Source organism: Kitasatospora sp. NBC_00070 (assembly GCF_045041205.1).
Classification (GTDB): Bacteria; Actinomycetota; Actinomycetes; order Streptomycetales; family Streptomycetaceae; genus Kitasatospora.
In genome coordinates, this window is sequence record NZ_CP108247.1 from 3974046 (window position 1) to 3987171 (window position 13126).

The window sequence follows — 13126 nt, forward strand, 5'->3', positions numbered from 1 at the left end:
GATGACCGTCGACTTCCGTGCCGCCTGGTGCGCTACCGACCTCGGCGACTACCGGCTCTGCCGCTACACGTACGAGAGGTACCCCTACGCCAGCCTGCCAACGTTGGACGCAAGCCGCTTCGTTGGAGCGTTTCAGTGGCTCGACGATCCCGGCGACACGGATCCGAACGAGGTTGAGAATCTTCACGAGTTGGAACGCCACCTGGCCGCCGAAGGACTGGCGCTGCCCCAGGACTTCGTTACGTTCTACACCTCATCAAACCTGCGCGGCGCCTTGGACGAGGTATCAGTGACCGGCTGCTGGAGCAGCCTGTCGGAGCCGCTGCCTAGCCCCGTCGAGCCGGGCGCGTTCCTCGTTCGATTCTTCCGAGACCAACAGGACTGCGTTCTCTGGTACCTCTACCTGCGGCCGTCCGGCGAGGTGTTCGTGGTCAACTCCTACCTCGACTACGAATTCGAGTACGAGGCGCGAGACTCCGACGACTACGAGCCGGAGAGCGACTTGGACGACCTCGTCGCCCAGGAAGCTGAGATCCTCTGGTGCGCTCCCTCCTTCGAGTACTTCGCTTACCGGTTCTGGCTCGAGAACCGCCTCTGGAACGTCGTTAATGGAGGGAGCGACGAGGCGATCGACACCGAGATGCAGGAGTATCTGGACCACTACACGGCTCCGAGTTCTTCGTCGAGTAGGCCCGAATATCCTGTTTAGGAAGATTGTTCTGGTGTGATAGGCGCAGCCACCCAGGTGGCATGCGCTCGTGCCGCCACGCCAGCCAGCACTTCTCGCAGGGAGTCTCGGGTGCGTCCCCGAGTCTTCACCGCATGACAGTTCGGGCAGAGCGCAACCATTTGCGACGGGTGGTCGCGCCCTCCATCCGCCAACTTCTCAACGTGATCGACTTCCAATATCGGGCGCCCGTCGTCAGTCAGATCCTCGGGCTGACCCAGGCAATCTGGGTTCTCGCACCGGCCTCCAGACCGGACTAGGACTGCCCTTCGCGCAGCGGCGATTCGGACTCGATGGGACGCACCCACGCCGCCACGGCGTCCACGTGTCTGTTCCTCTCGACGCTCTACTGTCTCCACCAGCCTGCGGTACTTTCGCGCTGCCTCATCATCCTGGAACCGGGAGGAAGGTGCCGATGCCGCTTTTGACTTCCCGTCGCACCGTGAATGACGGAAGCGGCCCTGCGGCACGCCGCCCTGATCACAAACGGGGCACCGCTGGCTGCTGGGCGCCATGGCACCGTTGCTCGCTGGCCGAGGGGCGGCATGGGCCTCAACGCGCTGCGGCTGCGTGGGAACCACCGCCCTTTGAGAGACGGTCGAGCCCGGGCGTGCACGGGACTCCATCGCATGACGGGCCGCGAGTTGTGAGCGGTACGCCTCCTGGGCCTCTCTCCACGTGAGACGCGCGCTGGCAGCGCGACGCGATTCGGCAGACTGCACGTTGGGGGGCTCTGCTGCCCGAAGCCTCGCCCGAAGTCTCAAACGACTTTCGTAGTGCAACACGAGCATCGCCTGGAAATCGCCTCGTGTGATGAGCCGCTGCACCGCCGCCAGCTCGTAGCGGCCCGAGCGAGGCCGGCCACCGCGCTCGTGCTCCAGAAGGTAGATCATGTCCTGTGTCCACCCGTGTGCGAGCAGAGTTCGTTTGAACACCTTCTCGTCGCGTGGGGTGCGCACGATGTCGGTCAGCTGAAGGGAGCGCAACATCGCTCGCTCCCGCTGGGGCAGAGCGGCAGGGATGATCATCTCGTCAGGGTTGAAGCTCACAGCTTGCCCTGAGTAAGCCGGGTGACGGGCCGCCCGCTTTCGGCTTGGCGTACGTCGCTGGCGCCATGTGAGCTCGGCTGGGGCAGAGGCATGCGCAGACCATATGCCCAACCGCCGGTTGGGTGCTTAGTCGATTGAAGCTCGCGGTCGCTGATCATGAAATCGGTCCGATTGCTCATGATCAGGCGACCAGTGGACGACTGCCCTTTGCTCACCGTCGACATCACTGCTGGTCGCGAGGTTGTGATTGCTCATCAGCCAGCGGACCCTACAATCCCGTCCCGGCGGCGCTACCGGCCGGAGTCGAGCCAGGCGTCCCAGTGCGGGGCGATCAGGTCGGCGAGGGCGTCGTAGCCCGCCTCGGCGGGGTGGGCGCCGTCGCCGGTGCGGACTTCGTGGATCCAGGTGGGGTCGGCGGCGAGGGGCTGGTGGACGGGGGCGTAGGGGACGCCTGCGGCGCGGCAGATCCGGGCGAACTCCCGGTCCAGCAGGGCGGTGCGGGCCTGGTGCCCGGGGTCGGCCACCGGTGGTGGGGCGACCACCAGGACGGACCAGCCCTCGGCGGCGGCCTGGTCGAGCAGCCGGCCGAGGTTGGCCGAGGACTCGTCCGGGGTGACCCGGGGACGCCCGTCCTCGTGGGTGGCGTCGTTGACGCCGACGGAGAGGACGACGCGGGGGTCGTCGGCGGGTGCCAGGCGGGGGCCGCACTCGCTCCGGAACCGGGCCAGCACGTCGGCGGAGGTCTGCCGCCGGACCCCGAGGTTGTAGCCGGTGAGCGGCCGCCCGGCGGCGATGGTGCGGGCGGCCAGCCGGCCCGCCCAGCCGAGGAAGCGAGGGTCGCCGAGGCCGGCCACGTAGGAGTCGCCGACGAAGCAGATGCGCAGGTCGTGGGTCATGGCCGTGATGCTGGCAGCGGGCGGGCCCGGGGCGCCCGGGATTCCGCGCCTCGGACACGGCGGCGGCCTCCCGGGCCGTCCCGGGCTCAGAGCGTGACGGTGGCCCGGAAGACGGTGGCGTCGGCGCCGGTCAGCAGGGTCTCGGTGCCCGTCCCCGGCAGGAACGCGGACTGGCCGCGGTCCAGGGTGAGCACCGTGCCGTCGGCGCCGGTGAGTTCGGCACTGCCACTGGTGCAGAGCAGGATCTGCGGGGCCCGGCCGTCGAGCACCCGGGCCACCCCGGTGAGCACGTACCGGGACAGCCGGAACTCGTCGATCGGCACGGGGTAGAGCTCCTCGCCGCCGACGTCGGCGGTCGGCCGCAGCACCTCCGGCGGACCGGCCTGGAAGTCGACCACCCGGAGCAGTTCGGCCGGGTCCACGTGCTTGGGCGTCAGACCGCAGCGCAGCACGTTGTCGGAGTTGGCCATGATCTCCACGCCGGCACCCCGCAGGTACCCGTGCGGCAGGCCGGCCCCCAGGTAGAGCGCCTCGCCCGGCCGGAGCCTGAAGTGGTTCAGCAGCAGGCCGACCAGCAGCCCGGTGTCGCCGGGGAACTCCCGGGCGGCGAAGGCGTATCCGGCGAACTGGCCGGTCGGGTCGTCGGTCGCGGCGGCCCGCTCGATCGCGGCGGCGGTGGCCGCCACCACGGCGGTGGCGTGCTCGCCGGTCATCGAGAGGATGTCGGCCAGCGCGGCGCTCAGCGCCTCCGACTCCGGCTTGCCGCGCAGCAGTTCGACCAGCGGCAGCAGCTCGGGCACCGCCAGCGAGGCCAGCAGCCCGGCTGCCTCGGCCGGTCGGCGGAAGCCGCACAGACCCTCGAACTCGTCCAGCGCGCAGATGAGTTCGGGCTTGTGGTTGGCGTCCCGGTAGTTGCGCTCCGGCGCGTCCAGCGGGATGCCCCGGGCCTCCTCGGCGGCGAAGCCGGCCCGGGCCTGGGCGAGGGTGGGGTGCGCCTGGATGGAGAGCGGCACCCCGGCCGCCAGCACCTTGAACAGGAACGGCAGGGCAGGGCCGAACCTGGCCACCGTCGCGGCGCCCAACTCGCCCTCGGGGTCGGCCCCGATCAGCTCGTCCAGGGCACGCGGACCAGCGCCCCGGTCGACCAGGGACGGGGCGCTCGGGTGGGCGCCCATCCAGAGTTCGGCCTGGGGTTCGCCGGTCGCCTCGACACCCAGCAACGCGGGGATCGTGGTGACCGACCCCCAGGCATAGGGGCGGACGGTGTTGGCGAGCCGGTCCATGGACACGTCCTGTTCGCTCTCGTACGGGAGTTACCCGACCCTAACCGACCCGCCGCGGCGCGGGCGTGCCGGTGGGTCGGTCGGCGGGTGGTCGGGTCCGTCAGGTGCGGATGAGGGTGAGGACGGTGTCGCGGATGGTGGTCATGGTGGTGGGGGTGTCGGCTTCGACGTTGAGGCGGAGGAGGGGTTCGGTGTTGGAGGCGCGGAGGTTGAGCCACCAGGTGGGGGTGGTGATGGTGAGGCCGTCGAGGGTGTCGACCTGGGCGTGGGGGTGGTCGGCGTAGTGGGTGCGGACCTTGGTGGTGGCTGCGTGCTGGTCGGTGACGGTGGAGTTGATCTCGCCGGAGGCGCTGTAGCGGTCGTACTGGGTGGTGAGGGCGGACAGGGGCTGGTCCTGGTGGCCGAGGGCGGCCAGGACGTGGAGGGCGGCGAGCATGCCGGTGTCGGCGCGCCAGAAGTCGCGGAAGTAGTAGTGCGCGGAGTGCTCGCCGCCGAAGACGGCGCCGGTGGTGGCCATCTCCTGCTTGATGAAGGAGTGCCCCACCCGGGTGCGGACGGGGGTGGCGCCGAGTTCGCGGACCACTTCGGGGACGGTGTGGGAGGTGATCAGGTTGTGGATGACCACCGGGTTGGCCTCGCCGTCGGCCTGGGCGCGGGCGATCTCGCGGGCGGCGACCAGCGCGGTGATCGCGGAGGGGGACACCGCGTCGCCGTTCTCGTCGATGACGAAGCAGCGGTCGGCGTCGCCGTCGAAGGCCAGTCCGAGGTCGGCGCCGGTCTCGGTGACCTTGGCCTGCAGGTCGACCAGGTTGGCGGGGTCCAGGGGGTTGGCCTCGTGGTTGGGGAACGTCCCGTCGAGTTCGAAGTACAGCGGGACCAGGTCCAGGGGCAGGCCGGCGAAGACGGTGGGCACGGTGTGGCCGCCCATGCCGTTGCCCGCGTCGACGACCACCTTCAGCGGGCGGATGCCGGTCAGGTCCACCAGGCCCAGCAGGTGCCCGGCGTACCCCTTCAGGGTGTCGCGGGCCGACAGGGTGCCGGGTTCGACGTCCAGGGCGGGGACGGTGACGGTGTCGTCGGCGGCGGTCCAGGACTCCACCAGCTCACGGATCTCGTCCAGGCCGGTGTCCTGCCCCACCGGGGACGCACCCGCCCGGCACAGCTTGATCCCGTTGTACCGCGCCGGGTTGTGGGAGGCGGTGAACATCGCACCGGGCAGGTCCAGGGACCCCGACGCGTAGTACAGCTGGTCGGTGGAGCACAGCCCGATCTCCACCACGTCCGCACCCGACGCCGCCGCACCCAGCGCGAACGCCCGCGACAGCGACGGCGACGACGGCCGCATGTCATGCCCCACCACGATCGCCGACGCACCCACCACCCGCACGAACGCCGCACCCAACGCGAACGACAACGACTCGTCCCACTGATCCGGCACCACACCACGCACGTCGTACGCCTTCACCAGCTGCTTCAAGTCCCGCATCGGTCCGGCACTCCACCCTGCTCGGTGCGGCGGTGCCGCACGTTCTCGGTCACACCGGCGCGGGCAAGGCCCGACCTGCCGGGTGCTCCCACCAGCGCCGGGGCGGGTGGGAGGGCGGGCTAGTCGGACGCGAGCGACCGGTTGCTTCGCGACCCACGGGTGTGCAAGTTGAACAGGAAGACTATCTGTTGAGCGGGTGCAGCACCGCCCTGGCAACGGTCGGGCAGGCTGGTCGTCGTAGCATGCACTATTCCTGTACTTCTTCGTATCCGACGAGCCCGGGCCTCACGGGGTGCGCCTCATGGACCCGGACCAGCGGCCACCAGTGCTCGCTGCTCACCCGCTGTACCCGAAAGGCATCAGAGACGTGACCACGGCTGACCTGGAGAGCTCCTTCGCCGATCTTGGTGAGGTGCTGGTGATCATTCCGACGTACAACGAGGCGGAGAACGTCGAGCGGATCACTGCCCGGGTGCGGGCGGCGGTGCCGGAGGCGCATGTTCTGGTGGCGGACGACAACAGTCCGGACGGTACGGGTGACATCGCGGACAAGCTGGCCGCTGCGGACGGGCAGGTGCATGTGCTGCACCGTCGGGGCAAGGAGGGGCTGGGGGCGGCGTATCTGGCGGGGTTCCGGTGGGGGATCGACCGTGGGTACCAGGTGCTGGTGGAGATGGATGCGGATGGTTCGCACCGGCCGGAGGAGCTGCCGCGGTTGTTGACGGCGTTGCGGGGTGCGGATCTGGTGCTGGGTTCGCGGTGGGTGCCCGGTGGTGAGGTGGTGAACTGGCCGCGTTCGCGGCTGTTGTTGTCGCGTGGTGGTTCGCTGTATTCGCGGTTGATGCTGGATGTGCCGATCAAGGATGTGACGGGTGGGTACCGGGCGTTTCGGCGGGAGACGCTGGAGGGTCTGGGGATGGAGCACGTCGCTTCGGCGGGGTACTGCTTCCAGGTGGATCTGGCGTGGCGGACGGTGAAGGCGGGTTACAAGGTGGCGGAGGTGCCGATCACGTTCGTGGAGCGTGAGCTGGGTGCGTCCAAGATGAGCCGGGGCATCGTGCTGGAGGCCCTGTGGCGGGTCACCGCCTGGGGACTCACCGCCCGCCTCGACAAGCTCACCGGGAAGAAGTAACCGCGGCGTCGGCGGCGCCCGGGACGTGCGTGATCACTCACCTGGGCGCGCCTACCCGGCAATCCCGGCGGTTTCCTCCCAAGCTGGAGCCCTACGGTGCCCGGCCCGGGCCCACCGCGCCGACCAGGGAGCCGATGTGACGCCGTCCCAGCCCGAAGGGACCGCCGGAGCCGAACCGGCCGGTGCGGGGCACCCGGGCCCGGCACCGGCCCCGCTGCGGATCGAGGTCTTCACCGGCCCCGAGACGGCCTTCTTCGCCACCTCCAGCCTGATCATGGGCGAGCGCACCGCGATCCTGGTCGACGCCCAGCTGACCCGGAGCGCGGGCCGGGAGCTGGCCGAGTGGGTGGCGGGCAAGGGCCGCCAGCTGCTCGCGGTGGTGATCACCCATCAGCACCCGGACCACTACTTCGGTGCCGAGGAGGTGCTCCGGCTCTTCCCGAAGGCGCAGCTGCTGGCCGCCCCGCTGGTGGTGGAGGGGATCGTGGCGACCCTGGCCGCCAAGGTGGCCCAGTGGAAGCCGGTGTACGGGGACGACATCCCCGACCACCCGCTGGTGCCCGCCCCGCTGCTGCCGCAGCCGCTGATGATCGACCGTCAGCTGATCCGGGTGCTCAGCCTCGGGCAGGGCGACAGCGCGGGCTCCACCGTGGTGCACGTCCCGGGCAGCCGCACCGTGGTCGCCGGGGACTTCGTCTACAACGGCACCCACGTCTGGACGGCGGACACCGACCCGGCCGAACGCGAGCAGTGGTCGCACAACCTCGCCCGGCTGGCCGACCTCGGCGCCGACCGGGTGATCGCCGGCCACCGGGTGCCCGGGGCGGACGACGACGCGATGCGGGTGCTCACCTTCACCAGCGAGTACCTGCAGGACTTCGACCGGGCGCTGGCCGCCCACCCCGACGACGCCGAGGCCCTGGCCGCGATGGTCAACGAGCGGTACGGCGGGCTGACCCTCCCGGTGATGCTCGAGCTCAGCGCGGCGGCCAACGTGCTCACGCCCGAGGAGCTGTCCAACGGCGACAACGGCATCGTGGACGCGGAGATCGTCGAGGACCCGTGAGCGGGACACCGGCGGGATGACCGCCTACGACGCACTCGTCCTCGCCGGGGGCGCGGCCCGCCGGCTCGGCGGGGTGGACAAGCCGGGCCTGACGGTCGGCGGGCACACCCTGCTCGACCGGGTGCTCGCCGCCTGCCCGGACGCCCGCACGGTGGTGGTGGTCGGCCCCGAGCGGCCGACCGAGCGCGGCGGCGTGCACTGGACCCGGGAGGACCCGCCCGGTGGCGGCCCGGTCGCGGCGGTCGCGGCCGGGCTCGGGCAGCTCACCGCGGACCGGGTGCTGCTGCTCGCGGCGGACCTGCCGTTCCTGGACGGGCGGACCGTAGGACGGCTGCTGGACGCGCTCGCGGAGCACGACGGGGCGCTGCTGGTCGACGCGGCCGGCCGGGACCAGTTGCTGGTGGGCGCCTACCGCACCCCGGCCCTCCGGGGCACCCTGGCCGGGCTCGGCGATCCGGTCGGACTGCCGCTCCGGCACCTGCTCGCCCCGCTCCGCCCGGCCCGGCTGGCGGACCCGGACGGGGTCTCGTACGACTGCGACACCTGGGAGGACCTCGAACTGGCCCGGCTCCGGGACGCATAGCTCCTTGCAGGTGCTCAGCCGTTGACTACCCAGGGGCTCGGGGCTCTGCTGATCTGCGGCTCCGCCGCGTGGGCGAGGAGATCTGGCGTGCGGGTCACTGCGAAAGTGCCTGACCACCTACGCGACGATCACCTTGCAAGGGTCGGCGTCGCAGTTCCCCGAGCCCCTGACCCTTCCGAAGCACCTGCCTAAAAGTCGGCGTCGCCCACGCGGCGGAGCCGCACATCAGCAGAGCCCCGAGCCCCTGCCTTCCGGAGCACCTGCCGTGCGCTCACGGGTGGGGGTGGGGCCGGGTGAGGGAAGCGACGCGCGGTGGTGATGACCCGGAGCGTGGCGGGGGGCGGTCGATCAGGCAGCATGGGGCCATGGAGCGCACGCTGGATGACTGGATCGCCGACGTCGCCACCGAACTGGGCATCGACCTGGAGGTGGACGTGGCCGGGCTGCTGGACCTCGCCCGGGTGGTGGCGCACGGGGTGGCCAGGCCCGCCGCACCGCTGACGGCGTTCCTGGTCGGCTATGCGGCCGCCCAGCAGGGTGGTGGGCCCGCCGAGGTGGCCAAGGCGCAGGCGCGGACGGCGGCGCTGGCCGAACGCTGGGCCGGAGAGCAGGCGTGACCACGGTGGCGGCGGCCGCCACCGTGCAGGGTCTGCACCACTGCGGGTGGCCGCAGGCCCGCCGGGCGGCGCGGCTGGCGGTCCGTCAGCCGCTGCCGGCGGGCGCGCTGGCGCTGGGTGCGGCGCTCGGACAGACCCTGGCGGAGCCGCTGGCGGCGCTCACCGACCTGCCGTCCTTCGACACGTCCGCGATGGACGGCTGGGCGGTGGCCGGGCCGGGGCCGTGGCGGCTGGCGGGGCGGGTGCTGGCGGGGGAGTCGTGCGGCCCGCTGGCCGACGGGGCGGCGGTGCAGATCGCCACGGGGGCGCAGCTGCCACCGGGTGCCACCGGGGTGCTGCGCCGGGAGCACGGCCGGACCGACGGGGTGGTGCTGCACGGGAGGGGCGAGGTGACGCCGGGTCAGGACGTCCGGCCCCGTGGTCAGGAGTGCCGTCGGGGCGAGGCGTTGCTGCCGGCCGGGACGGTGGTGACCCCGGCAGTGCTCGGGCTGGCCGCCGCCTGTGGTTACGACCGGCTGACCGTGCACCGCCGGCCGACCGTCGAACTGCTGCTGCTCGGTGACGAACTGCTGGACTCCGGTCTCCCCGGGGCGGGCCTGGTCCGGGACGCGCTCGGCCCGCTGCTGCCGCCGTGGCTGGCGGCGGCCGGTGCGGAGCTGGTCGGGCAGCGCCGGGTCGGGGACGACTTCGGGCTGCTCCGGGACGTGATCCGGCACTCGTCCGCCGATGTGGTGGTCACCACCGGCGGGACGGCCGCCGGTCCGGTGGACCACCTGCACGAGGCGCTCGCCGCGGCCGGTGCCCGGCTGCTGGTGGACGGTGTGGCGGTCCGTCCTGGCCACCCGATGCTGCTGGCCGAACTGGCGGACGGGCGGCACCTGGTGGGTCTGCCGGGCAATCCGTTGGCGGCCGTCGCGGGCACCGTCACGCTGGCCCTGCCGCTGCTCGGCCGGCTGGCCGGCCGCCCGGGGCCGGAGCTGCGGACCGAGCCGGTGGCCGTCGCGCTGCCCGGCCATCCGGCCGACACCCGGCTGGTCCCGGTGGTCAGGACCGACCGGGGCCTGGTGCCGCTGGCCTTCGACGGCCCGGCGATGCTGCGCGGCCTGGCCCTGGCCGAGGCGCTCGCGGTGGTCCCGCCCGGCGGGGTCCCGGCCGACGGCCGGGCCGAGACCCTGGCCACCCCTTGACGGCGGCTCAGGCCGGTTTGATGGTGATGACGCGGTCGGTGAGCTGCAGGACGGCAGCCTCCGGCTCGGTGTAGTTCAACACCCGCCGCCCCCGCACCACCGCCACCACCAGATCCGCACACTCCCGCGGACTACGCCCCGCCTCCGCCCGGGTCACCGGACGCTCCACCACATCCAACCCGTTCCCGTACGTCAACAGGTCCTCCATCACCGCCCCCGCATGCGGACTCAGCATCGACATCCCCAACAACCGCCCCGCCGAACTCGAACTCGTCACCACCACATCCGCACCACTCTGCCGCAACAACGGCGCGTTCTCGTCCTCCCGCACCGCCGCCACCACCGTCGCCCCCTTGTTCAACTGACGCGCCGTCAACGTCACCAACACCGCCGTGTCATCCCGGCCCGGGGAGACCACCACCCGGGCCGCCCGCCCGAGTTCGGCGCGCAGCAGGGTGTCCGTCCGGGTGGCGTCGCCCTGGACGCCGACCAGGCCGTCCATCGCCGCCTGCTCGATCACCTTCGCCTGGGGGTCGACGATCACGATCTCGGTCCGCGCCACCCCCTGACCCAGCAGGGTCGCCACCGCATGACGCCCCTTCGTCCCGTACCCGATCACGACGGTGTGCTCGCGCACGGTGTCCTTCCACCGGCCGATCCGCCACTGCTGACGGGTCCGCTCGGTCAGCACCTCCAGGGTGGTGCCGACCAGGATGATCAGGAAGACCACCCGCAGCGGTGTGATCACCAGGATGTTGGTCAGCCGGGCCCCGTCGCTGACCGGTGTGATGTCGCCGTACCCCGTGGTGGAGAGCGTGACGGTGGCGTAGTACGCGGCGTCCAGCAGGTCCACCGCGCCGTCGGAGTTGTCGTTGTAGCCGCTGCGGTCCAGCCAGACGATCAGCGTGGTGGCGATCAGCACGCTCAGGGCCAGCACCAGCCGCCGGGAGACCTGGCGCAGCGGCGGCTCCGGCGGCCGGGTCGGCAGCGTGATCCGGCTGCCGGACTCGGCGTCGGGATCAGGGCGTCGACCCAGGCGGTACCGCGAGCGCCCGGGCCCGGAAGGCTGATCGTTCTTCGTCACGTGGACCAGGATGACGGCAGCATCCGTACGGCGGCGACTCCCGGCTGGCGAGTCGTGAGATCGACCGGAGCGGTGAGCGGAACGGCGTCCGTCAGTCCTTCGCCTTCCTGCCGCAGTGCCGGCCGGTGTGCTGGCCTTCGAAATCTGACCGGCCTCGGTATCGTCGCCGGCATCCGCCGTCGTCAACCCGCTGGAGGTCCACCGTGCGCGAGCACACCGTCGTGATCGGGTACGGGACGAAGGGGCGTCATGCGGTGGCGACCCTGTTGGGTCAGGGGGTGGCGCGGACCGAGATCGTGATCGTCGACCCGCTCCGCAAGGTGGTCGACCAGGCCACCCGGGACGGACTGACCGGCGTGATCGGGGACGCGACCCGGACCGACACCCTGCTGCGCGCCGAACTGCCCACCGCCAGTCGGGTGGTGGTCGCGCCGGAGCGGGATGACACGGCGGTGTTGGTGACGTTGACGGCGCGTCAGTTGAACAAGGGGGCGACGGTGGTGGCGGCGGTGCGGGAGGACGAGAACGCGCCGTTGTTGCGGCAGAGTGGTGCGGATGTGGTGGTGACGAGTTCGAGTTCGGCGGGGCGGTTGTTGGGGATGTCGATGCTGAGTCCGCATGCGGGGGCGGTGATGGAGGACCTGTTGACGTACGGGAACGGGTTGGATGTGGTGGAGCGTCCGGTGACCCGGGCGGAGGCGGGGCGTAGTCCGCGGGAGTGTGCGGATCTGGTGGTGGCGGTGGTGCGGGGGCGGCGGGTGTTGAACTACACCGAGCCGGAGGCTGCCGTCCTGCAGCTCACCGACCGCGTCATCACCATCCAGCAGGCGGCCCCGCCGGCCTGAGGCCGCTGCCGCGACCTCCGTGATCGGCCCCGCTCGGGGCAGTACCGTCGGGGTCATGCATGCGATGACGATTCCTCAGCCCGGTGGTCCCGAAGCGCTGGTGTGGGCGGAGGTGCCCGACCCGGTGCCCGCCGCCGGGGAGGTGCTGGTCGAGATCACGGCCAGTGCGGTCAACCGGGCCGACCTGCTGCAGCGGGAGGGCCGCTACGCACCGCCGGCCGGGACCTCGCCGTACCCCGGGCTGGAGTGCTCGGGACGGATCGTCGCCCTCGGGGCCGGGGTGGCCGGCTGGGCGGTCGGCGACCAGGTCTGCGCCCTGCTGGTGGGCGGCGGCTATGCCGAGCTGGTGGCCGTCCCGGTCGGCCAACTGCTGCCCGTGCCGGAGGGGTTGAGCCTGACCGAGGCGGCCGCGCTGCCGGAGGTGGCCTGCACGGTCTGGTCCAACCTGTTCATGGTCGCGCACCTGCGCCCCGCCGAGACGGTGCTGCTGCACGGTGGCGCCAGCGGGATCGGCACGATGGCGATCCAGCTGGCCAAGGCGGTCGGGGCCAGGGTGCTGGTCACCGCCGGGAGTGCGGAGAAGCTGGCCCGCTGCGCCGAGCTCGGTGCGGACGTCGGCATCGACTACCGGAAGCAGGACTTCGTCGAGGAGGTCGCCGCCGCCACCGGTGGGGCCGGGGCGGACGTGATCCTGGACATCATGGGCGCCAAGTACCTGGACCGGAACCTCGACGCGCTGGCGACCAACGGCCGCCTGGTCGTGATCGGGCTGCAGGGCGGGGTGAAGGGCGAGCTGGACCTCTCCAAGCTGCTGGTCAAGCGGGCCGCCGTGGCCGCCACCACGCTGCGGGCCCGGCCGCTGGGCGAGAAGGCGGCGATCGTGGCGGCGGTCCGCGAGCACGTCTGGCCGCTGATCGAGGCGGGGGTGGTGAAGCCGGTGATCGACCGGGTGCTGCCGATGACGGCGGCGGCGGACGCGCACCGCGTGCTGGAGGTGGGCGAGCAGGTCGGCAAGGTGCTGCTCACGCGCTGACCCCGAGGGTCCGCCGTGGCGTCGGCCAGAGGCTGCGGCGGACCCCTGGGTGAGTCCGAAATGCTCTGAATGTCGGAGTGTGTGAGGCTGGTGCGGAGCTGTCCCGCCGCCGTCCGCGTCGTAGCGCGGGCGGCCGTC

General features: G+C 71.7%; 10 protein-coding genes and 3 pseudogenes. 8 read left to right on the plus strand and 5 right to left on the minus strand.

Annotated features, from left to right (window positions below):
• The first annotated feature begins 1 nt into the window (after position 1).
• On the plus strand, positions 2–709 hold the full coding sequence (locus tag OHV05_RS18400; RefSeq protein WP_405018656.1) for a hypothetical protein: 708 nt from the start codon (positions 2–4) through the stop codon (positions 707–709).
• Here OHV05_RS18400 and OHV05_RS18405 read toward each other — a convergent pair.
• The 4 genes from OHV05_RS18405 to OHV05_RS18420 form a co-directional block, all read right to left on the minus strand.
• Positions 706–1755: an HNH endonuclease gene (locus OHV05_RS18405; RefSeq protein WP_405021491.1), complete on the minus strand. Its 1050-nt coding sequence runs from the start codon at positions 1753–1755 to the stop codon at positions 706–708. The genes OHV05_RS18400 and OHV05_RS18405 overlap by 4 nt on opposite strands.
• A 311-nt stretch (positions 1756–2066) precedes the next feature.
• Positions 2067–2672, minus strand: coding sequence for a GDSL-type esterase/lipase family protein (locus tag OHV05_RS18410; RefSeq protein WP_405018657.1), 606 nt, complete (start codon positions 2670–2672; stop codon positions 2067–2069).
• An 86-nt stretch (positions 2673–2758) separates the two neighbouring features.
• A complete protein-coding gene (gene manA / locus OHV05_RS18415) occupies positions 2759–3955 on the minus strand; it encodes a mannose-6-phosphate isomerase, class I (RefSeq protein ID WP_405018658.1) in 1197 nt (398 codons plus the stop codon).
• Positions 3956–4055: 100 nt separating this feature from the next.
• Positions 4056–5441 (minus strand): phosphomannomutase/phosphoglucomutase, encoded by a 1386-nt coding sequence (locus OHV05_RS18420; RefSeq protein ID WP_405018659.1) that lies wholly within the window; start codon positions 5439–5441, stop codon positions 4056–4058.
• A gap of 301 nt (positions 5442–5742) precedes the next feature.
• On the opposite strand from OHV05_RS18420, the gene OHV05_RS18425 reads away from it, so the two are divergent.
• The 5 genes and pseudogenes from OHV05_RS18425 to OHV05_RS18445 all read left to right on the plus strand — a co-directional run bounded on the left by OHV05_RS18425 (position 5743) and on the right by OHV05_RS18445 (position 10026).
• Positions 5743–6573: a polyprenol monophosphomannose synthase gene (locus tag OHV05_RS18425; protein ID WP_405018660.1), complete on the plus strand. Its 831-nt coding sequence runs from the start codon at positions 5743–5745 to the stop codon at positions 6571–6573.
• Between the two features lie 136 nt (positions 6574–6709).
• Positions 6710–7639, plus strand: coding sequence for an MBL fold metallo-hydrolase (locus tag OHV05_RS18430; protein ID WP_405018661.1), 930 nt, complete (start codon positions 6710–6712; stop codon positions 7637–7639).
• 16 nt (positions 7640–7655) lie between these two features.
• Positions 7656–8213, plus strand: a pseudogene (locus OHV05_RS18435) (molybdenum cofactor guanylyltransferase); the annotation flags it as partial.
• 356 nt (positions 8214–8569) lie between these two features.
• A pseudogene (locus tag OHV05_RS18440) lies at positions 8570–8839 on the plus strand (DUF6457 domain-containing protein); the annotation flags it as partial.
• The gene (locus tag OHV05_RS18445; RefSeq protein WP_405018662.1) at positions 8836–10026 is read left to right on the plus strand and encodes a molybdopterin molybdotransferase MoeA; all 1191 of its coding nucleotides are present in this window, start codon (positions 8836–8838) and stop codon (positions 10024–10026) included. The pseudogene OHV05_RS18440 and the gene OHV05_RS18445, both read left to right, overlap by 4 nt.
• Before the next feature lie 7 nt (positions 10027–10033).
• Here the strand turns inward: OHV05_RS18445 and OHV05_RS18450 are convergent, their stop codons facing one another.
• Complete coding sequence (locus OHV05_RS18450) at positions 10034–11062, minus strand: potassium channel family protein (protein WP_405021492.1); 1029 nt, start codon at positions 11060–11062, stop codon at positions 10034–10036.
• Positions 11063–11298: 236 nt separating this feature from the next.
• Here OHV05_RS18450 and OHV05_RS18455 point away from each other — a divergent pair.
• Together OHV05_RS18455 and OHV05_RS18460 are read left to right on the plus strand one after the other, a co-directional pair.
• Positions 11299–11955 (plus strand): annotated as a pseudogene (locus OHV05_RS18455) (potassium channel family protein); the annotation flags it as partial.
• Between the two features lie 55 nt (positions 11956–12010).
• Entirely contained in the window at positions 12011–12988 is a 978-nt protein-coding gene (locus OHV05_RS18460; protein WP_405018663.1) for an NAD(P)H-quinone oxidoreductase, read from the plus strand.
• Positions 12989–13126 lie beyond the last annotated feature (138 nt).